General features: G+C 60.4%; 13 protein-coding genes and 1 pseudogene. 3 read left to right on the top strand and 11 right to left on the bottom strand.

Features of this window, described 5'->3' with window-relative positions:
• Positions 1-10: 10 nt before the first annotated feature.
• The 3 genes from AC0L4F_RS08185 to AC0L4F_RS08175 all read right to left on the bottom strand — a co-directional run bounded on the left by AC0L4F_RS08185 (position 11) and on the right by AC0L4F_RS08175 (position 3143).
• Positions 11-943 (bottom strand): carbohydrate ABC transporter permease, encoded by a 933-nt coding sequence (locus AC0L4F_RS08185; RefSeq protein ID WP_244687221.1) that lies wholly within the window; start codon positions 941-943, stop codon positions 11-13.
• Entirely contained in the window at positions 936-1826 is an 891-nt protein-coding gene (locus AC0L4F_RS08180) for a carbohydrate ABC transporter permease (protein WP_244687218.1), read from the bottom strand. Before AC0L4F_RS08180 ends, AC0L4F_RS08185 begins: the two co-directional genes overlap by 8 nt.
• Positions 1827-1907: 81 nt before the next feature.
• Positions 1908-3143 carry an ABC transporter substrate-binding protein gene (locus tag AC0L4F_RS08175; protein ID WP_244687216.1) on the bottom strand — a complete coding sequence of 412 codons (1236 nt, stop codon included), beginning with the start codon at positions 3141-3143 and terminating at the stop codon, positions 1908-1910.
• 218 nt (positions 3144-3361) lie between these two features.
• Between AC0L4F_RS08175 and AC0L4F_RS08170 the strand changes: the two genes are divergently transcribed.
• Positions 3362-4387 (top strand): LacI family DNA-binding transcriptional regulator, encoded by a 1026-nt coding sequence (locus AC0L4F_RS08170; protein WP_244687214.1) that lies wholly within the window; start codon positions 3362-3364, stop codon positions 4385-4387.
• 5 nt (positions 4388-4392) lie between these two features.
• Here AC0L4F_RS08170 and AC0L4F_RS08165 read toward each other — a convergent pair whose 3' ends face one another.
• The 7 genes and pseudogenes from AC0L4F_RS08165 to AC0L4F_RS08135 all read right to left on the bottom strand — a co-directional run bounded on the left by AC0L4F_RS08165 (position 4393) and on the right by AC0L4F_RS08135 (position 17439).
• Positions 4393-6024 carry an alpha-D-glucose phosphate-specific phosphoglucomutase gene (locus AC0L4F_RS08165; RefSeq protein WP_244687212.1) on the bottom strand — a complete coding sequence of 544 codons (1632 nt, stop codon included), beginning with the start codon at positions 6022-6024 and terminating at the stop codon, positions 4393-4395.
• The gene (locus AC0L4F_RS08160) at positions 5990-8032 is read right to left on the bottom strand and encodes a 4-alpha-glucanotransferase (RefSeq protein ID WP_244687209.1); all 2043 of its coding nucleotides are present in this window, start codon (positions 8030-8032) and stop codon (positions 5990-5992) included. The genes AC0L4F_RS08165 and AC0L4F_RS08160 overlap by 35 nt, the downstream gene beginning before the upstream one ends.
• Complete coding sequence (gene glgX / locus AC0L4F_RS08155) at positions 8029-10137, bottom strand: glycogen debranching protein GlgX (RefSeq protein WP_244687207.1); 2109 nt, start codon at positions 10135-10137, stop codon at positions 8029-8031. The genes AC0L4F_RS08160 and glgX overlap by 4 nt, the downstream gene beginning before the upstream one ends.
• Entirely contained in the window at positions 10134-11573 is a 1440-nt protein-coding gene (gene glgA, locus AC0L4F_RS08150) for a glycogen synthase GlgA (RefSeq protein ID WP_244687205.1), read from the bottom strand. Before glgA ends, glgX begins: the two co-directional genes overlap by 4 nt.
• Position 11574: 1 nt before the next feature.
• Positions 11575-12833: pseudogene (glgC, locus tag AC0L4F_RS08145) on the bottom strand (glucose-1-phosphate adenylyltransferase).
• Positions 12834-12865: 32 nt separating this feature from the next.
• Positions 12866-15076 carry a 1,4-alpha-glucan branching protein GlgB gene (gene glgB / locus AC0L4F_RS08140; RefSeq protein ID WP_244687203.1) on the bottom strand — a complete coding sequence of 737 codons (2211 nt, stop codon included), beginning with the start codon at positions 15074-15076 and terminating at the stop codon, positions 12866-12868.
• Complete coding sequence (locus tag AC0L4F_RS08135) at positions 15073-17439, bottom strand: glycogen/starch/alpha-glucan phosphorylase (RefSeq protein ID WP_348524082.1); 2367 nt, start codon at positions 17437-17439, stop codon at positions 15073-15075. Before AC0L4F_RS08135 ends, glgB begins: the two co-directional genes overlap by 4 nt.
• Before the next feature lie 436 nt (positions 17440-17875).
• Here AC0L4F_RS08135 and AC0L4F_RS08130 point away from each other — a divergent pair, with 436 nt between their 5' ends.
• Positions 17876-19639, top strand: a complete 1764-nt coding sequence (locus AC0L4F_RS08130; RefSeq protein WP_244687198.1) for a sensor histidine kinase — start codon at positions 17876-17878, stop codon at positions 19637-19639.
• Positions 19636-20862 (top strand): sigma-54-dependent transcriptional regulator, encoded by a 1227-nt coding sequence (locus tag AC0L4F_RS08125; protein WP_244687196.1) that lies wholly within the window; start codon positions 19636-19638, stop codon positions 20860-20862. The genes AC0L4F_RS08130 and AC0L4F_RS08125 overlap by 4 nt, the downstream gene beginning before the upstream one ends.
• On the opposite strand, the gene AC0L4F_RS08120 is transcribed toward AC0L4F_RS08125, so the two are convergent.
• Positions 20837-21457: an HD domain-containing protein gene (locus AC0L4F_RS08120; protein WP_244687194.1), complete on the bottom strand. Its 621-nt coding sequence runs from the start codon at positions 21455-21457 to the stop codon at positions 20837-20839. The two genes, AC0L4F_RS08125 and AC0L4F_RS08120, sit on opposite strands and share 26 nt — an antisense overlap.
• Positions 21458-21698 lie beyond the last annotated feature (241 nt).

Below are 21698 nucleotides of genomic sequence, written 5' to 3'. Positions count from 1 at the left end.
GTGTCTGACCTCAGCCTTTGACCGCGCCGGCCGCAATGCCGCGCACGAAGAGTTTTCCGGAAACGAAGTAGATGACCAGCGGCACAAGCCCGGTCAGCAGGGTTGCCGCCATGTTGACGTTGTATTCCTTGACCCCCTGAACCGAGTTGACGATATTGTTCAACTGCACGGTCATCGGGTAAAGATCCGGCTTGGTATAGACCACGCCAAACAGGAAATCATTCCAGATTCCAGTGACTTGCAGGATCATTGCGACGACAAAGATCGGCAGCGACATCGGCAGCATGATCTGGAAATAGATCTGCCAGAACCCGGCACCGTCGACGCGGGCGGCCTTGAACAATTCTTCCGGCAACGAGGTGAAGTAGTTGCGGAACAACAGCGTCAGGATCGGCATGCCAAAGATCGAATGCACCATGATCAACCCGGTGAGCGAGCCATAAAGCCCCATTTCCCGCAACAGGATCACGATGGGATAAAGCATCACCTGATAGGGGATGAAGGCGCCAAAGATCAGGATGGTGAAAAACGCATCCGCCCCTTTGAACCGCCAATTGGCCAGGGCATAGCCGTTTACCGATGCAATCGCGATCGAGGCCAGAACCGACGGCACGGTGATCCGCACCGAGTTCCAGAACCCGCGCGACAGCCCGTCACAATTCAACCCGGTACAGGCCTCGGCCCAGGCCTTGACCCAGGGTTCAAAGGTGATCTCGACCGGTGGGGCGAAGATATTGCCAAGCCGGATTTCCGGCATGCCCTTCAACGAGGTCACAATCATCACATAGAGCGGCAGCAGATAATACAGCGCCACGACGATCAGCGTGCCATAGATGAAAATGTTGCGGCGCGAAAAGCGGCGGCGGGGTTTCGGGCCGCGCGGGCCGGTCATGGCATCCCCCGATACCGGCGGCGCAGATGACAACAGGGCAGTATCAGACATGTTTCTTGCCTCCGAATTCGAGATAGGCCCAGGGGATCACCACCACCAGAACCGCCAGCAGCATCATGGTTGACGCGGCAAAACCCTGGCCCAGGTTCTGGCCCTGAAACATGTAATCATAGACGTATTTGGCGGGCACATCCGATGCGATGCCGGGGCCGCCGCCGGTCTGTGCCACGATCAGATCGTAAAGCCGCACGATGCCGCTGGCGATGATCACCAATGTGGTGATGAACACCGGGCGCATCATCGGAATGACGATGAAGATATAGGTTTTCCAGGACGGGATGCCGTCAACGCGGGCGGCCTTCCAGATGTCCTGATCAATGCCACGCAATCCGGCCAGCATCAGGCACATCACCAATCCGGTGCCCTGCCAGAGACCGGCAATCAACACGCCGAAGATCACGATATCCGCATTGTAGAGCGGGTCGAAATTGAAACTGGTCCAACCCATGCGGTGGATGACGCTCTGGATGCCGAAATCCGGGTTCAGCAACCATTGCCACACCAGCCCGGTCACGATGAACGACAGCGCAAAAGGATAGAGAAGAATGGTGCGAAAGGTGTTTTCGAACCGGATCTTCTGATCCAGCAAGGCCGCCAGAACAAACCCCAGAACAAGGCTCAGCACCATCATGCAGATGCCATAGATCAACAGGTTTTCAAGCGAGACAAGCCACCGTGGCGTGTTCCACAGCCGTTCATATTGGTCGAGACCGACGAATTTTGCCTTTGGCAACAGTTTCGACGAGGTAAAAGAATAGGTCACCGTCCAGGCTGTACCGCCGACGAACACCACCATGGCGGTGAGGATCATCGGGATCGCAGCGATCTTGGCGGAGATGTTCCGGAACAACCGGATTGGGCGGGTCGCAGCCATAAGACATGCCTCGCACATGGGAAAATACGGAAAACAGACCGGACCGCGACGCGCGCGATCCGGCCCAAAGCCTAGCGGGGCTTAGTCTTTGCTGGCGACGATATCGACGAAACGCGCCTGGGCGTCATCGGCGCTGATCGACGGATCCTGAAAGAATTGCACAAACAGGTCATTCAGCTGATTGTTGGTGTCTTCGGTGTTCAGCATGTTCACGTCGGGCATGATCGCACCAGAGCCAAGGATTTCGAGACCCTTTTTCATACAATCATTTGCGGTCTCAAGATCGACATCCGAACGCACAGGCAGCGAGCCTTTTTTCAGGTTGAAGGCCACCTGGGTATTGGGCTTCAGCAGGGTTGCGGCCAGCGCATCCTGGGCGGCCTCGGTTTCGGCATCGCCGGTTTCCGGGAAATAAAACGCATCGCCGCCGGTCGAAATCACCTCGATCACGCCCAATCCGGGCAGACAGGTGTAATCGGTGCCCGCAACTTCGCCTGCGACGGCAAATTCACCCTGTGCCCAATCGCCCATGATCTGGCCGCCGGCCTGATCGGTGATCACAAGGTTGGTCGCCTGGTTCCAATCCTGAACATTCGATCCCTGCACCATTTCGCGCATGTTGGATGCGGCCTGGAACACGCGGGTCATCTTGTCACCCGCGGCCATTTCCGCGTCGCCATCGCCATAGATCTGTTGCAGCACATCCGGCCCCGCCAGCGTCGCCATCAAAACGTTGAATGCGCCAGAGCTCTGCCAGGGTTGGCCGCCAAGTGCCATCGGTGTGATCCCGGCCTCACGCAGGGCAGGGGCGGCCGCCACAAATTCATCCCAATTGGTCGGAACCGCCTGATTGGTTTTTTCAAACGCCGCATTCGAGAGCCACAGCCATTGCCACGAATGGATATTGACTGGCGCGCAATAGATTTTGCCGTCTACGGTACAGGCGTCCAGCAGCGACGGCGGGTTGACGATGTCCTTCCACCCTTCGGCTTCGGCCACATGGGTCATGTCGCGCAGCAGTCCGGCCTCGATCAATTCTTCGGCCTGCCGACCATGGTTGAACTGAAAGGCGCCCATGGGATCGCCACCAATGATCCGGCTGACCATGACCGGGCGCGCGGTGCCGCCACCGCCGGCAATTGCGCCGTCGACCCATGTGTTGTCGGTCTGTGCTTCGAATTCACGGGCGAATTCCGCAACCGCCGCGGCCTCGCCACCCGAGGTCCACCAATGGGTCACTTCCAGATCAGCAGCATAGACCGACCCGGCGGCGCAAAGCGCAGTTGTCGCCGTTAATACAGTACGAATAGATTTCATTTTATCCTCCCAGATATTCCACCCTGTGGGCCGCTGGTCGCAACCCGGTCGTTCCGCCAAAAGTCGCTGTTGTCGCGAATCTTTTGGCTTTGAAATCGTTTACATTTACAGGTAATCGTATTTCTGGACGTTTGTAAACGATTACATGTACCATTGGACGCAGAGAGATTCGTGTCAACCCGTTGCATAAGGGCACATCAAACGGCGGTCAGGAGCAAATGAACAAAGCGGCCAGAATTCAGGATGTAGCGGAGGCGGCGGGGGTATCCACCGCCACCGTCAGCCGAGCTTTGTCCAATCCGGACCTGGTGACGGAAACCACCCGCAAGGCCGTGTTTGAGGCGGTCCGCACGACGGGCTACCGGGTCAATCGCGCGGCGCAGAATCTGCGAAAACAGCGGGCGGGGGCGGTTTTGGTATTGGTGCCCAATCTGGGAAACCCGTTCTTTTCGCAAATCCTTGCCGGGATCAGCGCGGGTTTTTCGGGGACAGATTACTCGGTTCTGATCGCGGATACCTGGGACGAAGAAGGCCGTGAAAAGGTTTTGGTGGATTATTTCCGCGACAGCCGGATTGACGGCATGATCTCACTTGATGGCAACCTGACCAAAAGCGATCTTGCGCTTTTTGCACGGGAGGGTGTCGAGGACAGGATCGTTTTTGCCTGTGAATGGGTGCAAGGCGCGCCTTATCCTTCGGTGCGCAGCGACAATGAGAAGGGCGCGCGTCTGGCGGTGCGGCACCTTTATGACCTTGGCCACCGGGATATTGCACATGTGACCGGACCCAAGGGCAACATGCTGACGCGCATGCGCCGCCAAGGCATGATGGTCGAGCGCGAAGAACTTGGATTGGCGGTGCGGGATGAATGGGTGATCCGCGGCGATTTCTCGTTGCATTCAGGTCATCGTGCTGCGGAAAGCATCCTGTCCATGAGCAACCGTCCCACGGCAGTTTTTTGCGCGTCCGATATGGTGGCCTTTGGCATGATCGCCGGACTCACCAGCGGCGGGCTGTCGGTGCCAAATGACATATCGGTGGTCGGTTTCGACGATATTCAAATGTCGGAGTTTTATGTGCCTGCGCTGACGACGATCCGTCAACATAGACGTGAGATAGGGTCAAGAGCGGCGGGAAACTTATTGAAACGGCTGGAAAAAGCAGAAAGCTCCGGCGATGTCTCACCGGAGCTTGTCGATGTTGAATTGGTGGTGCGCGCCAGCACGTCAGTGCCGCCGCGCTAGCCGCCTCAGGTCATGACATCGGGCGCGTCGCGTCCGGTGCGGGCCTGCAATTCGCTGACTTCGCCAATGGCATCGGCAATAACCTTGAGCGCGGCTTGCGTTTCGATTTCCAGATCGCCATCGGCAGGCATGTACCGTTCCAGATAAACCCGGATTGTCGCGCCTTCGGTGCCGGTGCCGGACAGGCGGATCACACCGCGACTGCCACCTTCGAACAGGATGCGAATGCCCTGATTCTTGCTGACAGAGCCGTCAACCGGATCGTGATAGGCGAATTGATCGGCGGCAGAGATGGTCAAACCATTCAGCGCGGTTCCCGGCAAATCAGCCAATTTCGCCTCAAGATCGGCCATCAGGCCGTTGGCCTTGTCGGAATCCACCGCCTCATAGTCGTGGCGGGAATAATAGTTGCGGCCATAGGTCTGCCAGTGATCCATCAGGATGTCGGCCACCGAAACCTTGCGCGCCGCCAGCACGTTCAGCCAGAGCAGCACGGCCCAAAGCCCGTCTTTTTCGCGCACATGGTCCGACCCGGTGCCGGCACTTTCCTCGCCACACAGCGTCGCGCGGCCCGCGTCCAGCAGGTTGCCAAAGAATTTCCAGCCTGTCGGGGTCTCAAAGCATTCGATCCCCAGCTTTTCCGCCACCCGGTCACAGGCCTGCGATGTCGGCATCGACCGCGCGACCCCGGCCAGACCACGGGCATAACCCGGCGCCAGATGGGCGTTGGCGGCCAATACCGCAAGGCTGTCAGAGGGCGTCACATAGATGCCGCGCCCCAGGATCATGTTGCGGTCGCCGTCGCCATCGGATGCGGCGGCAAAATCGGGGCCCGCGTCGGACATCACCAGATCGACCAGCGGCTTGGCCCAGATCGGGTTGGGGTCGGGGTGGCCCTTGCCGAAATCCACCTGCGGCACCGCATTGATCACCGATCCCTTGGGCGCGCCCAATGTGTCTTCGAGGATTGCGGTTGCATAGGGTCCAGTCACCGCATGCATCGCGTCGAATTTCAGGGTGAAACCACCGGCAAACAGCGCGCGGATCGCGTCGAAATCAAAGAGCTCGCCCATCAGCGCGGCGTAATCCGTCACCGGATCGACAATCTCGACCGCCATGTCGCCGACTGTGGTCTCGCCGATGGACCCAAGGTCGATGTCGGCGGTATCCAGCGTGTGATACTCTGACATTGTCTTGGTTTCTTCGAACATCGCTGCGGTGACTTTTTCCGGGGCAGGACCACCGTTCGAGATATTGAATTTCAGCCCGAAATCTTCGTCGATGCCGCCGGGGTTATGGCTGGCCGACAGGATAAGCCCGCCGTCGGTGCCCCGTTTGCGGATCAGATGTGACGCAGCCGGGGTCGACAACAGCCCGTTTTGGCCAACAATCGCCCGCGCGGCACCATTGGCAGCAGCCATGCGCAGGATGGTCTGAATGGCCTCGGCGTTGAAATACCGACCATCACCGCCCACAACAAATGTCTTGCCGGATGCGCCGCCGATGGCGTTGAAAATCGCCTGAACAAAGCATTCCAGATAATTGGGCTGCATGAACACGCGGGTTTTCTTGCGCAGGCCGGATGTGCCGGGCTTCTGGCCCTCAAAGGCTGTGCAGGCGTGGGTTGTGCGGGACATGTGACGGTCCTTTGTCTGGGGAAATTTGAGGCTGATTTGGCAATTGATCGGATGTTGAAACTGCGGGCTGACGGTCGCCCGCGCGCATGGTTACGCCAATGCGCTCAAATTCGGAAGAGCTTTTGAAATCAGCGACATCCATTGGTGTACGGCGACGCCAGTTTGGATGTTCATCCACCGTCCCCGGCAGGTTTGGCGCATCCGTAACCCCAAGAATATCGTCAAGCTGCACTGCGCTCATGGCGGCGGGGGACCGGGACAGCGTGCCGTGGATGGCATCCGCCACATCCGCCGGGCCGGCATCATGGGCAATGCCGCAATGGCGGCGCAGGCTTTCGCGTTGGTGGGCGCGGGTGCCGTGGCGGTGGCCAACGGTTTCGCCGCCGATCCAGCCCATCTGCTCCCACAGGGAAATATCCGTGCCATGCCAGAACCCGCTGAGTGTCGGGGTGTCATGGGTGGAAAAACACGCCAGCGCATAGGGCCGCAGATCGCCGGGATCGCGCAGCCAGCCATCGTCATAGGTCTCATACTGCCAGACCGCATAGGAATATAGACCAGAGGCATTCATCTTTTCGCGGAACCCGGCCGGGACAAGACCCAGATCCTCGCCCACAACGACGCAATTTGCCAGATGCGCTTCGATGGCGATAACGGCCAGAAGCGAGTCAAACGGCTGGGTAATATAGGCGCCGGGGCTGCCGTCATCCGGCAACCAATAGCTGCGCATCAGGCCCAGCGCATGATCAATCCGGATCAGCCCGCATTTGCGCATCAACTTGCGCAGCATGGCGCGCATCGGCGCATAGCGTGCCGTGGCCAGACGCCCGGGCGCATGGGCGACCAGCGCCCAGGATTGCCCTTCGGGGCTAAGCTGATCGGGCGGTGCCCCGATCGACACGCCGCGCGCGATTGTATCACCATGCATCCAGGCCTCGGCACCGCCGGGACGCGCGCCAACCGCCAGATCAAGGTATAGCCCCAGCGACATGCCCGCGTCGCGGCTTGCGGTTTGGGCGGCGTCGATCCCGGTTTCCGCCCGCCATTGCAGCCAGCGATGAAAATCGGCACGGCGACCGGCGGCTTTGACAGCGGCCGGTCCGGGCGATTGCAATTCTTCGGGCCAGCGGGCGCTGTCACCGCCATATGTTTCGCTGATCGCCTCGTAACAGGCGAAAGCCTCCAGCGCGGGCCCGCCTTGGCGGCAAAACGCGGTGAACGCCGCCGATGGGGCCATGGCGGCAAACTCCGCCTCCAGCTTCGGGCGCTGCTGCTGGCGGAACGCGCCATAGTCGATCAGCGCATCATCGGGGCAGGGGCCAAGGCCATCCACTGCAATATGATCGGTATTGAAAAAGCCGCGATGGGTGGGGGAATAGGGGCTTATCACCTCTTGCGAGGCCCAGCCGAGCGCATGCAGCGGATTGACCCCAAGGAATTGCGCCCCGTGATGGGCAAGGGCGCGGGCGGTGGTGGCCAGATCGTCATAATTGCCCAAGCCGCCATTGCGGTCAGATCGCAGACCATAGAGCGCGGCGGTCACGCCCCAGCTGCGGTCAAACCCGGTGGCATTGGCCAGTTTCGGCGCATGTTTGGGCCGGGCCAAAAGAAAACTGTCTTCACGCCAATCCGGGCCAGAGAGATGCAGGGCATAATACCCCACACGCAGTGCCGGCAAGGCCAGCGCTGTGGTGGCATGGCCGCTGTGCAACTCCTGATCGTCCTCGTCCAGCAAGGACCAATCGCAGGCGCCAGCAATCGGAAGCGATACCGCCTCGCCTGCGGGGAGGATCATTTCCTCTGGCAAATGGCGATCATTCTGTTCGGCTTGCAGGGCCGCCAGCGCCGCGGTGACCGCCGCGTCATTTTCCGCCTCGACCCCAAGCGCCGCCAACAGCGCCCGCAGGGTGGGCGGTGGCGTTTCCTGGCGCTGGCCGGACAGGTCATGAAACTCAAGATGAACGCCACTTGCCTGGGCAAGCTGGCGCAGCGCGTCGTCTGAATTCATTCGGGCGCCCCTTCGCGCAGAACAAAGGCGGCCACCGATTGTGCCGCAACACGGGTGCGGCGCACCGGCATGACCACAGCGGATTGCGCCGCCTGAGAGGTGTCGATCTCGCGCACCCAATGGCCGTCGCCGGGATCAGGCAGGACAAGCACATCGGTCCGGTTTTCGCGGTTGAAGGCCAGAAGAACCGTATCGCGCGAGGCATTGCCAGCCGTATCCTCGGCGCAGCCCCGCAGGACAAGACCAAGGCTGGACAGGCCCGGATCGCGCCAGTTCAGCGCCGACCCATCAAAGGCCCGCCATTCGACATCGCGCCCACCGCCTTCGCTGCGGACCGCGCCATGCAGGAAAGAATGCTGGCGCAAGGTCATGTGATCCTTGCGGAATTTCGACAGCGCGGCGGTGAATTCGATCTGGTCAGGGTCCAGTTTGTCCCAGTCGATCCAGGTGGTGTCATTGTCCTGGCAATAGGCATTGTTGTTGCCGTTCTGGCTGTGGCCGCCTTCGTCACCGGCCAAGATCATCGGCGTACCCTGCGAGAGCAGGACCGTGGCCAGCACGTTGCGCGCCCGCCGTTTGCGCCCGGCAAGGATGATCGGATCGCTGGTCTCGCCCTCGACGCCGAAATTGTCGCTGTAGTTGCTGTGGTGGCCATCGTGGTTGTGTTCGCCGTTGGCCTCGTTGTGGCGTTCAACATAGGCGGTGCTGTCCGCCAGGGTGAACCCGTCGTGCGCCGCAGCGAAATTCACCGAGGCCCAGGCGCGCCGCCCACGGCGGTCAAATTGATCCGCCGAGCCAAGAAGCGCCGACCCCAGATCCTGCGCACTATGGCCATCCCCGCGCCAGAACCGCCGCACGGTGTCGCGATACCGGTCGTTCCATTCCGCAAAGAGCGGTGGAAATTGACCGAGTTGATAGCCGCCGGGACCAATGTCCCAGGGTTCGGCAATCATCTTGATCGCCGAAAGCACCGGATCCTGCCGCAAGGTGGTCAGGAACGGGCCGCCAAAGTCAAACCCATGCCGCCCGCGACACAATGTGGTGGCCAGATCAAAGCGGAAACCGTCGATGCCCATCGCCTGGACCCAGAACCGCAAACTGTCCATGATCATGCGCAAGACAAACGGATGGCCGGCATTCAATGTATTGCCGCAGCCGGTGTCATTCACGTAATACCGTGGCTGTCCATCCAGAAGCCGGTAATAGGCCGCATTGTCGAGGCCCCGAAAGCTCAGGGTTTGGCCCATATGATCGCCTTCGGCCGAGTGGTTGTAGACCACATCCAGGATCACCTCGATCCCGGCAGCATGAAAGCGTTCGACCATGGCGCGAAAGCCGCGCACACCCGCCGGGCCGAAATAACGCGGCTCCGGCGCAAAGAAGCCGATGGTATTGTACCCCCAGTAATTGGTCAGCGATTTCGCGCCCAGCATCGGTTCGGATTTCAACGCCTGCACCGGCAGGATTTCCACCGCATCCACACCCAGCCGGGTCAGATGGTCGAGCATCGCATCAGAGGCAAACCCGTCATAGGTGCCACGCAGGTCTTCGGGCACGCCGGGATGTCGCTTGGTGGCGCCTTTGACATGGGCCTCATAGATCAGGCCGCCGTCGTGACCTTGCGACAATGTGCGGGCATCCAACGGGAAATCATTCGGGTCTGACACCACCGATTTCGGCACATGTGGCGCGCTGTCCTCGGTCGAGAAATGCAGATCGCCATTGGCGGCCTCTGGGTCATAGCCATAGGTCGCGGCGTGGTTGGTGAATTGCCCGGCGATTTCACGGGTATAGGGATCAAGCAGCAGCTTGTTGGAATTGAAGCGATGGCCGCGTTCGGGGGCGAATTGCCCATCCACACGATAGCCATAAAGCGCGCCGGGGCGCACGCCGGGCACATAGCCATGCCAGACCGCACCGGTCCGCTCTGGCAGATCAAGTCGGAATTCTTCGCGTTTTCCATCCGGGGAAAACAGACACAGGGTCACGCGTGCGGCATTTTCCGAAAACACCGCGAAATTGGTGCCTTCGCCGTCGAAATGCGCCCCCAGTTTATGCGGGCGCCCCGACCGGATCTCTGCCGTGATCGGCGTGTTTGTGGTCATTCAGCAAGAACCTCTTTGTACATATCGGCATAGGCCTGAGCCGAGATATCCCAGCCCACCGCCTGTTTCATGGCGGCCTTTTGCAATGATTTCCAGTCGGTGTCATTGGCATATGCCCGGAACACCCGGTCCAGAACATCCGTCACGCCCAAGCGGGTGACATCATCGAATTGAAATCCGGTGGCGGCCCCGGCGCGCAGGGCGGCGACATTGGCGTCAATCACCGTATCGGCCAGCCCGCCGGTGCGCGCGACAACCGGCACCGTGCCATACCGCAGCCCATAAAGCTGGGTCAGGCCACAGGGTTCAAATCGCGACGGGATCAGGATCGCATCGCTGCCACCTTGTAGCAGGTGCGAAAACCCTTCGTCGTATCCGATATGCACGCCAACCTTGCCCGGAAAGGCCTTGGCCGCATCAAGATAGGCTTTTTCCAGATCCGGCGCACCAGAGCCAAGCAAGGCCAGCTGACCGCCGCCCGCCACCAGATGCGGCAGCGCCTCGGCCAGGGCATCCAGCCCCTTTTGTTCGGTCAATCGGCTGATGACACAGAACAGCGGGCCGTCATGATCGACGTCCAGCCCCAGCCGGGCGCAAATCGCGGCGCGGTTTTCCGCCTTGCGCGTGATCGAACGGCCATCATAGGTCCGGGGCAATGCGCTGTCGGTGTTCGGGTTCCAGATGTCGGTGTCGATCCCGTTCAGAATCCCGGACAGCGCGCCGGACCGGGCCTGCAACACGCCCTCCAGCCCCATGCCGAACTCTGGCGTCAGGATTTCGCGGGCATAGGTCGGGCTGACCGTGGTGATGCGGTCGGCGTAAACCAGCCCGGATTTCAAAAACGACAGATCGCCATGAAATTCCATGCCATCGGGGGTGAACCAATCCCAGCGCAGGCCCAGCTCCTGGCCCTCAAACGGCGCAACCCGCCCCTGAAAGGCGATGTTGTGGATAGTCATGATGGATTTCGGCACCGGCACGCCCGGTTGTTTCAGATAGACCGGGGCGAGACCCGCCTGCCAGTCATGTGCATGCAGGATGTCAGGTTTCCAATCGGCCAAACCATCAAAACAGATCCGCGCCGCCGCCTGCGCAAGCGAGGCAAAGCGGCGGTGATTGTCGTTCCAGTCCTGGCCGGTTGGGTCGGCATAGGGGCCGCCGGGACGATCGAACAACTGTGGTGCGTCCAGCAGCAGAAGGGTGATGCCCTCAGCCTCCACCTGGACCAATCGACCGGCCCCACCGGGGAGGTCGCCAAATGTGGCGACCTCGGTGCCTTTGGCCAGATACGGCATCAGCGCCGGATAGGCCGGCAGCATGGTGCGGCATTCAATGCCCAGGGGTTTCAATGCGCCGGGCAGGGCGCCCGCCACATCCGCCAGCCCACCGGTCTTGATGAACGGCGCGCATTCCGAGGTGACCATCAGCACATTCATGTCAGCTATCCAATGCGTCGATCATGTCCTGGGTGATCAGGCAAACACCCCCTTCGGAGCGGCGGAATCTTTTGGCGTCCAACGCCGCATCTTCGCCCACGATCAGCCCCTCGGGAATTTTCACCCCGCGGTCAATGATGACATTTTTCAGATGTGCGCGCCGACCGACCTCGCAATAAGGCAGGGCAACAACGCCCTCGAGCTGGGAATAGGAATGGGTGCGCACGCCGGTAAACATCAAACAGCGGTAAAGCGACGAACCGGAAATGATGCATCCGCCCGCCACCATCGACGACACCGCCTGACCGCGGCGGCCTTCTTCGTTGTGGATGAATTTCGCTGGTGGCACCAATTCGGAATAGGTCCAGATCGGCCATTCGCTGGCATAGATATCCAGTTCCGGTTTGAAATCGGTCAGGTCGATATTGGCCTGCCAATAGGCGTCAATCGTACCGACATCACGCCAATAGGGTTTGTCCTCCAGCCCGGATTGCACGCAAGAGCGGCCAAAGGGATGGGCATAGGCCCCGCCCTCGGCGACGATGCCGGGGATGATGTCATGGCCAAAATCATTGGTCGAGTCCGGGTTCTGTGCGTCTTTTTCCAACAGGTCGTACAGATAATCTGCTTCGAACACATAGATCCCCATGCTGGCCAGTGAGCGGCTCTCGTCGCCGGGCATTGCGGGGGGATCGGCGGGTTTTTCGACGAATTCCAGGATCTTGTCGGTCTCATCCACGTCCATCACGCCAAAGGCCTTGGCCTCTTCGCGCGGCACTTCGATACAGCCGACCGTGACCTTGGCGCCGGATTTCACATGCTGTTCGACCATGAAGGAATAGTCTTGTTTGTAGATATGGTCGCCCGCCAGAATGAGGATGTATTTCGGGGCATAGCCGCGCAGAACCGAGATGTTCTGGGTCACGGCATCGGCCGTGCCCTTGTACCAATTGTCTTCGTTGATCTGTTGCGAGGCCGGCAAAATATCCAGGCTTTCGTTGCGCTCGGCGCGAAAAAGCTCCAGCCGCGTTGCAGGTGGCGGATCAGGCTGTGGGCCTTGTATTGCGTCGCCACCCCGATCCGGCGCATGCCGGAATTCACCGCATTGGACAGGGCAAAGTCGATAATCCGTGTCTTGCCGCCGAAATAGACCGCCGGTTTCGCCCGGATATCAGTCATTTCTTTCAACCGACTGCCGCGCCCCCCGGCCAGCACATAGGCCATGGTCTGTTGTGCAAGAATATGTCTCGGTTCTGTCATCGGGTCCCCCCCTTGGAACAAAATATCGCGGCTCAGGCCGTTTTTAATTTTAGGAACATGGTCGCCAGCGGCGGAATCGTCAGGTTCAGCGACTGCTCACATCCATGCGCGCCTTGCGGATCTGTCGACAGGTCACCGGCATTGATTTGATTGCTGCCGCCATAGCTGTCCGCATCGGAGTTCAGCAGTTCCTGCCAGACGCCCGCGTTCGGCACGCCAATCCGGTATCCGCTGCGTGTCACCGGCGTGAAATTCGACACCACCAGCACCGGATCGCTGCCGTCCTTGCCCAGACGCAGCCAGGCAAAGATCGAATCCTCGGCATTGCCACCGTCGATCCAGCGGAACCCTTCGGGTTTGCTGTCCAATTCATGCAGCGCTGGCGTGGCGCGGTACAGCGCGTTCAGATCGCGCACCAGCGATTGCATGCCCTTGTGCGGCCCATATTCCAGCAAATGCCAATCGAGGCTGGATTCATTATTCCATTCCTCGTGCTGGGCAAATTCACAGCCCATGAACAACAGCTTCTTGCCCGGGTGTCCCCACATGAAGCCGTAATAGGCCCGAAGATTGGCAAACCGCTGCCAATCGTCACCCGGCATTTTGCGCAGCATCGACCCTTTGCCATGCACGACCTCGTCATGGCTGATCGGCAGGACAAAGTTTTCGCTAAAGGCGTAATGCAGGCCAAAGGTCATCTTGTCGTGGTGGTATTTCCGGTTCACCGGATCTTCGGCCATGTAGCTCAGGGTGTCGTTCATCCAGCCCATGTTCCATTTGAACCCGAACCCCAGGCCGCCGCTGTCGGTCGGCGCGCTGACACCGGGAAAGGCGGTGGATTCCTCGGCAATGGTCATGATGTCGGGTTGGTCGGCATAGACGGCTTCGTTCATGCGCTGCATGAAACTGATCGCTTCCAGGTTCTCGCGCCCGCCGTGGATATTGGGTACCCATTCGCCCTCTTTGCGGGAATAGTCACGATAGAGCATCGACGCCACCGCATCGACGCGCAGCCCGTCGATGTGAAATTCCTGAACCCAGAATTTCGCGTTGGCAATCAGGTAATTGGCGACCTCGGACCGGCCATAGTTGTAAACCAGCGTGTTCCAGTCCGGGTGATAACCCTCTTTCGGGTCGGCATGTTCATAAAGCGCCGTGCCGTCAAACTGACCCAGCCCATGGCTGTCGGTCGGGAAGTGCCCGGGCACCCAGTCGATGATGACGCCCAGTCCCGCCTGATGGCAGGCATCGACAAAGTAGCGGAAATCGTCCGGCGTGCCGAACCGCGATGTCGGCGCAAAAAGACCCACCGGCTGATAGCCCCAGGAGCCGCCAAAGGGATATTCGCTGATCGGTGTGGTCTCGACATGGGTGAAGCCCATATCGACGACATAATCCACCAGCTGGTCAGCCATTTCACGATAGGTCAGCGACCGGTTTTCATCTTCGGGGACGCGCCGCCAGCTTTCCAGATGGACCTCGTAGACCGAAATCGGCCGGTCGATGCGATGTTCGCCGCCGCGGGTCTTCAGCCATTTGGCGTCCTGCCAGTCATAGCCGGTCAGGTCGCGCACCACGGATGCGGTGCGGGGTGGCAGCTCTGCGCCGAATCCAACCGGATCGGCCTTGAGCGGGATCAGGTTGCCGCCGGCATCCTGAATTTCATATTTATAAGACGCGCCATCGCAGATACCGGGCAGAAAGATTTCGCAAACGCCCGTGGCCCCACGCCGCCGCATCACATGGCGCCGCCCATCCCAGCCGTTGAAATCCCCGACAACGGAAACGCGTTTCGCATTTGGTGCCCAGACCGCGAAATGCGTGCCGGACACATTTTCGTGGGTCATGACATGCGCGCCCAGGGCACGCCACAGATGGCCGTGGGTGCCTTCGCCCAACAGATATTCGTCAATCTCGCCCATCACCGGGCCAAGCGCATAGGCATCGACCTCTTCCCAGATCACGCCGCCGCGTGTCATGCGAAGCTGATAGTCGAACCGCGTCTTGCGACGCGGCACGATTGCACAAAATACACCATCCCCCCCTTCAGCCGGTTCGAGATCGACAATCTTCTTGCCGGTCTTGGCGTCCAGAACCTCGACACTGTCGGCCTCTGGCCGAAAGGCGCGGATCACAAGGTTGCCGTCAAACGCGTGCAAACCCAGCACGGCAAATGGATTGCCATGCGCGCCATTGGCCAGGCTGGCGGCCTCGTCCGGGTGTATCAGGGGGGCTGTTGTCATCCACTTTTCTCCAGATTGTCGGTGCCTGCCGGGCCCGCGTGCCAAATGTCGCGCGCGTAACCACGGATCGTACGGTCGGAGGAGAACCAGCCCATGCTGGCCGTATTGCGAAGCGCCATGGAGGACCAATTGACCTGATTGCGATAAGCTTGGTCGACATCGCGTTGCGTGTCAAAGTAACTGTCGAAATCGCAGGTCACGAGGAAATAGTCGTGGTCGTAAAGATTGCCGACCAATTCATGGTATCGCGAGGCTTCGTCCGGCGAAAACACACCGTCAACGATCTGGCCCAGAACACGCCCAAGACGCGGGCTGGCCTCGATCGCATTGCGGGCAAAGCCGGGATGGCTGCGCCGTTCCTGGACTTCGGCGGTGGTCAGACCGAACAAGAAGAAGTTCTCTGCCCCGACATGTTCGCGGATTTCCACATTCGCGCCGTCCAGCGTGCCGATGGTCAGCGCACCGTTCAGGGCGAATTTCATGTTGCCGGTGCCCGATGCCTCCTTGCCCGCGGTCGAGATCTGTTCCGACAGATCCGACGCCGGGATCAGCATTTCCGCCATGGTGACATTGTAGTTCGATGGATAGACCACCTTCAGCAGATCCTTGGTCACCGGGTCATTGTTGATCCGGGCGGCCACGTCATTGATCAGATGGATGATCTGCTTGGCCACGTGATAGCCGGGTGCTGCCTTGCCGCCAAAAATCTTGACGCGCGGGGTCCAATCGCCACCGGGATTGTCCCGGATGTCATTCCACAGCGCGATGGTTTCCAGAATGTTCATCAACTGGCGTTTGTATTCGTGGATGCGCTTGATCTGCACATCGAACATTGCGTCCGGGTCGACCTGAACACCACAGGTTTCGGCGATCCACTTGGCAAGTTTGACCTTGTTGACGCGTTTGGCCGCACGGAAATCGGCAAGGAATGCGGTGTCCTCGGCCTTGGCATTCAGCTTTTGCAACTGCTCCAGATCGGCGACCCAATCGCTGCCGATCTCACGCGTGATCAGATCGCTGAGCGGCGCATTGCTGGTATAAAGCCAGCGGCGCGGCGTGATGCCGTTGGTCTGGTTGATAATCCGTGTCGGGTGGATCTTGTGCAGATCGGCAAACACGGTTTCCTTGACCAATTCGCTGTGCAGCGCCGACACACCATTGACCTTATGCGCCATGATGAAGGCCAGTTCGCCCATATGCACATGGTCATGATTGATGATGCGCGGGCTGCCGGGGTGGTGGGCCTGATGGTTGTTGTCGATGGCGCGGATGATTTCCAGATGCCGCGGCAGCACATAGGCCATGAGCCCCTCGTGCCATTTTTCCAACGCTTCGGGCAATAGCGTGTGGTTGGTATAGCTGAGGCAGCTGCGCGCCAGTTCGATGGCTTTGTCCATCTCCAGCCCGTGATCATCCACCAGAATGCGCACCAGTTCGGGACCGGCAATGGCGGGGTGGGTGTCGTTCAACTGGATCGCCACGTGATCGGGCAGGGCGGTGATGTCGTCATGGTCGGTCAGGAACCGGCGGATCAGATCCATCAGCGAAGCGGCGGTGAAGAAATATTCCTGTTTCAGCCGCAGCTGCTTGCCCGCATCGGTGGTGTCGTCGGGGTACAGCACGCGCGAAATCGTGCGCGCCAGCGCCTCGGACCGCCCGGCGGCAAGGTAATCACCACGGTTGAAACTTTCGAGGTCAAAGGCCCCCGCAGCCTTGGCCGCCCAAAGCCGCAGCGTGTTGCCCCATGTGCCCTTCCAGCCAATGACCGGCGTATCATAGGCGGTGGCAAAGACGCTTTCCGACGCATGCCAGATGGCCTTGCCCTCGTGGTGATCCACGTGGCCGCCAAACCGGATTTTGTGCCGCACTTCGGGGCGTTCGAATTCCCAGGCATGCCGCTGTGACAGCCAGGTTTCGGCGGTCTCTACCTGTTTGCCGTCAGAAAACTTCTGTTCAAACAGGCCATGTTCGTAGCGGATGCCATAGCCATAGGCGGGGATGCCAAGGGTTGCGAGGGAATCCATGAAACAGGCGGCCAACCGGCCCAGCCCGCCATTTCCCAGCGCCGCGTCAGGTTCGTCATGCACAATGACATCATAGTCCTGACCCAGTTCCTCGATCGCGCTGCGCGCTTCCTTGTCCAGCCCCAGATTGGCGGCCATGTCTTCGACCAGACGGCCCATCAGGAATTCCAGCGACAGGTAATAGACCCGCTTCGCGCCGGTTTCATAGGTTTCGCGCGTGCTGCGCACCCAGTGATCGACCATGCGATCCCGCAGCGCCAATGACAGCGCGATACGCCAATCATAAACCGACGAATGGGCCGCATCCTTGCCCAAAGAATAACTGATGTGGTGGAGAATTCGTTTTTCATATTACCTGCTCACAGCATTGGTTTTAAGGACTGTTAGCGCTAAACTTGGGGAAAATCCACCAACTTCATTCGAACCATCTAAAATGCCGCACCTGCAAAGTAGTACCGTAGTGGGGCCCTCCGTCGAAAAAGAATGCATAATGCGCCGAGTTGGCGCAAGGGGCGTGATCCGCCGTCGCCGTGCCAGCCGGATCAGGGCAGGGCGCGGCGGGTATCTTTTTTGGTGCTCGCCGGAGCATGGGGTGATTGGATAGGGTGATTGGCCTGCGTCCGCTTTTTGCCGTCACATGCGATGGGTGCCCGGTGGGGCGCCGTGCGATTTTGCTAGCAGCACTGTGCGACATTGCCGACAGCATCGTGCGGCATTGCCGACAAAGGTGCCGACCGGCATTCCTTTGCGCGGCGGCTGGCGCTAAGCTGGCGGGATGAAAGCCAAGTTCTCTTCCCCACGCGCTCTTGCGGTGTTGTATGTTGTGGTGATTGTCATGGTCAGCGCCGCCGTTTGGCAGACCGGATTCCGCCAGGGGTTGGACCAATTGGCGCGCCGGGGCGAGGCGGATTTGTCGTTGGCTGCGGACCGGCTGACTGCGCAATTGCAACATAATGCCGAGGTCGCGGTGCTGACCGCGACTGATCCGGTTCTGGCGGCGCTGCATGACGGCGGTGACCGTGCCCGCGCCGAGGCGCTGCTGTTGGATGTGGCCGACAAAACCGCGGCGCTGACGATGATTTATGTCGATGCGACCGGCGCGGTGCTGGCGTCCTCGACCGAGGATGTGCCGGAAAACCTGACCGAAAGCCGCTATTTCAAGCGGGCCTTGCAGGGGGCTTTGGGCTCGGACCATGTGGTCAGTACCGTCTATGGCGTGCGCAGCTGGTTCTTTGCCACACCGACCTTTGCCGCCGATGGCGTGGTGCGCGGGGCCTTGGTGTTGGGGGTGGACATTGACCGGCTGGAGGAAAACTGGCGCGGCGATCGCCCGACGATCTATTTTCTGGACCGTGACGGGCTGGTGTTCATATCCAACCGCTCCGAGGTGCTGTTGTGGCAGCGACGGGCAGGCGATATCGGGCCGTCCGCCCCGGGGGGCAAGGCCCCTGGCGCGCGGCGTTTGGGCGGGCATGACATCTGGCAGGTGGATTGGTCGCCCTATGTGCCGCGTCGCGCGCTGCATCTGACGCAGGACCTGCCGTTGATTGATTTGCGCGCCGAGGCGTTGATTGACACGGGCCCGGCACTGCGGCTGGCGCTTTGGCAATCGGCGGCGGTGGCGGCGTTGTTGGCGACCTTTGGCGCCTTGCTGTTTCTGGCGGGCGCACGGCGGCGCGCGCTGGCGCTGGCCAATCGGCGGCTGGAATTGCGGGTTGCCAGCCGCACCCGTGAGCTTTCGGATACCAATACCGCCCTGCGCCATGAGGTGCGCGAACGCGAAGAGGCCGAGGCCGCCCTGAAACGCGCCCAGGCGGATCTGGTGCAGGCGGGTAAATTGTCGGCATTGGGCCAGATGTCCGCCGGCATCAGTCATGAGTTGAACCAGCCGTTGATGGCAATCCAGCAATATGCCGAAAACGCCCAGGCCTTTCTGGATCGGGACCGGCCGGAAACCGCCCGCGACAACCTTGGCCGGATTGCCGCCATGGCCCGGCGCATGGCGCGTATCATCAAGAACCTGCGCGCCTTTGCCCGCAATGAAAGCGAGCCGATGGGCCGGGTCGACATCGTGGCGGTGATCGACAGCGCGGTCGAACTGGCGGAAACCCGATTGCATCATGGCAATGTGACCCTGCACTGGCAGCGTCCGTCGGTGCCGATCTGGGTCTGGGGCGGCGAGGTGCGGTTGGGGCAGGTGTTCCTCAACCTCGTGTCCAACGCCGTTGACGCGATGGAGCGGAGCGAGACCCGCAATCTGACCATCACCCTGACCGATGGCGACCGCCCGCGCGTGACAATGGCCGACAGCGGCCCCGGCATCGCAGATCCAGATCGGATGTTCGATCCGTTTTATTCGACAAAACAGGTTGGCGGCCCGGATGGCATGGGGCTGGGGCTGTCGATCTCTTATGGGTTGGTGCAAAGCTTCGGCGGCACGATCCGTGGCGCCAATGCGCCCGGCGGCGGCGCGGTGTTCACCGTCGAGCTGGAGCGGTGGCGCGAAACAGATGCGGGGGCAGGGGGCGAAGCGGCATGAAACAGGTTTTGTTGGTCGATGATGATGCCGGGTTGCGTGACGCGCTGTGCCAATCGCTGGACCTTGCGGGGTTTTCTGCGGTGCCGGCGGCGTCGTTTGTCGTCGCCAAGGATCACATCCGTGCGGATTTTCCCGGTGTCATCCTGTCTGACATCCGCATGCCGGGGCGGGACGGGTTTCACCTGCTTGATTTCGCACAAGAGGTCGATGCAGAGCTGCCAGTGATCCTGCTGACCGGCGAGGGGGATGTGCCCATGGCGGTGCGTGCGCTGGGGGCCGGGGCCTTTGCCTTTCTCGAAAAGCCTTGCCAGACCGAGGAATTGCTCAAGGTGCTGGAGCGGGCGATTTCGATGCGCACCATGGTGTTGGAAAATCGCCGGTTCAAAAACCAGTTAGAGGCCGGGGACGCCGCCGCGCGGCTGTTGTTCGGCGCATCCGAACGGTCCGAGGCCCTGCGCGCCCAGGTGCGGCAGGTGGCGCATTCCACGGCCGAGGCGCTGGTGACCGGACCGCAGGGGTCGGGCATTTCCAAGGTTGCCGAGGTGATCCATCTCTGCTCGCCCCGCGCCAAGGGACCGTTTGAAAAGCGGGCCGCGCGGATCATGACGCCCGACGATCTGGTCACCGCCTTTGGCATGGCCAAGGGGGGCGCGCTGTTTCTGGATGGCATTGCCGATATGCCCGCCGACAGCCAGCTTGTTCTGCTTGATCTGCTCGACAGCCAACGCGAGGTGCGGTTCATCGCCGGGGCGGTGGGCGGATTGGACACGGCCCTGGCCGAAGGCCGGATCGATTCCGATCTGTTTTACCGTTTGAACGTGCATCCGGTGCGCATTCCCGCCCTGTCGGAACGTCCCGAAGACATTCCGGTGATGTTCCGCCACTACGTCGAACAAGCGGCGGAACAGGCCGGAATTCCTGTGCCCGAAATCAGCCATGATCATGCCGCCGCCCTGATGGCACAGAATTGGCCCGGCAATGCCCGGTCCCTGATGTCGGCGGCAATGCGATTTGTGCTTGGCATGCCGGAAGAGGTGGCGCGCAATGCCGATCTTGGTCTGGCGGAACAGATGGCCCAGGTCGAACGCTCGCTTTTGGTTGCCGCATTGGGCCGCCAGAACGGCCGCGCGTCAGAGGCCGCGAAACAACTGAAACTGCCGCGCAAAACCTTCTATGACAAGCTGACCCGCTATGGCATCAAGCCCGAGGATTTTCGCCGTTGAAATTGGCGGCTTTGGCCCGCGTCATCACATCCACCTTGGCCCGGAGCGTTTTCAGCAACGGGGGGTGTCCGGTCCATTTCACACCATACCCAAGGTTCCAGAGGTAATCGAAATCCGCATCCTGTCGCCCGGTGACGTGCTGAACCATCGTTTCGATCTTGTCCAACCCCTTGGCCCATTGCGCTTCGGCGGTTTCGCCGGCGTCGTATTCCGCCCACAGTTTCAGAATGCGATGCTTGATGTCCTCCGGCAGCCCGTCTGACAGGGCCAAAAGATCGTCACGTTCGCGGGCGGATTTGTCTACCGCAGGGTCTTGGTCGATGGCCGGGACATCGCCTGAAATCGCTTCGCCAAGGTCATGCAGAATGCAAAGCCGCAAAAGCCGAAGCATATCGACCCGGTCCATATCGTCCTCAAGCAGCAGCGCCAAAAGACACAGGGACCAGCTATGGGCCGCGACGCTTTCCAGCGCCCCGTCGCCGGTGCGCCCGGAGCGCAAGGTATCCTTGAGGCGGGCGGCGCGTTGCAGGAACGCCAGCACCCGATCAAATCGGTCTGCTTCTGCCCTGTGTTCCGGGTTTGAATGATCATCCATCCGGTCACCCTGCCGCAGATGCAAAGGATTTGCCACGCGCCCCGAGATGTGCGGATTTTCGCACTGTTTGCCGCTAACCCTGTGCGAATTTTCGCACATCTGGTTTGTGCGGGCCATGGGGGTCGAAATTTAAGATATATTTCTCAATGCATTAACCGCCTCTCATCACGCTTTTCACAAAGTCTTGAGCGGTGCGGCCACCGGATGTCTATTGGCAACGTGCCGTTCGCAAAGAACCGGA

This window comes from Marinovum sp. J2-8, from assembly GCF_055808435.1.
This window is presented reverse-complemented; position numbering and strand designations above follow the sequence as displayed.

What these genes read in the sequence shown, in the direction of transcription:
- AC0L4F_RS08185 (WP_244687221.1), bottom strand. Translation starts at nt 943, where the DNA reads ATGTCTGATACTGCCCTGTTGTCATCTGCGCCGCCGGTATCGGGGGAT.
- AC0L4F_RS08180 (WP_244687218.1), bottom strand. Translation starts at nt 1,826, where the DNA reads ATGGCTGCGACCCGCCCAATCCGGTTGTTCCGGAACATCTCCGCCAAG.
- AC0L4F_RS08175 (WP_244687216.1), bottom strand. Translation starts at nt 3,143, where the DNA reads ATGAAATCTATTCGTACTGTATTAACGGCGACAACTGCGCTTTGCGCC.
- AC0L4F_RS08170 (WP_244687214.1), top strand. Translation starts at nt 3,362, where the DNA reads ATGAACAAAGCGGCCAGAATTCAGGATGTAGCGGAGGCGGCGGGGGTA.
- AC0L4F_RS08165 (WP_244687212.1), bottom strand. Translation starts at nt 6,024, where the DNA reads ATGTCCCGCACAACCCACGCCTGCACAGCCTTTGAGGGCCAGAAGCCC.
- AC0L4F_RS08160 (WP_244687209.1), bottom strand. Translation starts at nt 8,032, where the DNA reads ATGAATTCAGACGACGCGCTGCGCCAGCTTGCCCAGGCAAGTGGCGTT.
- glgX (WP_244687207.1), bottom strand. Translation starts at nt 10,137, where the DNA reads ATGACCACAAACACGCCGATCACGGCAGAGATCCGGTCGGGGCGCCCG.
- glgA (WP_244687205.1), bottom strand. Translation starts at nt 11,573, where the DNA reads ATGAATGTGCTGATGGTCACCTCGGAATGCGCGCCGTTCATCAAGACC.
- glgB (WP_244687203.1), bottom strand. Translation starts at nt 15,076, where the DNA reads ATGACAACAGCCCCCCTGATACACCCGGACGAGGCCGCCAGCCTGGCC.
- AC0L4F_RS08130 (WP_244687198.1), top strand. Translation starts at nt 17,876, where the DNA reads ATGAAAGCCAAGTTCTCTTCCCCACGCGCTCTTGCGGTGTTGTATGTT.
- AC0L4F_RS08125 (WP_244687196.1), top strand. Translation starts at nt 19,636, where the DNA reads ATGAAACAGGTTTTGTTGGTCGATGATGATGCCGGGTTGCGTGACGCG.
- AC0L4F_RS08120 (WP_244687194.1), bottom strand. Translation starts at nt 21,457, where the DNA reads ATGGATGATCATTCAAACCCGGAACACAGGGCAGAAGCAGACCGATTT.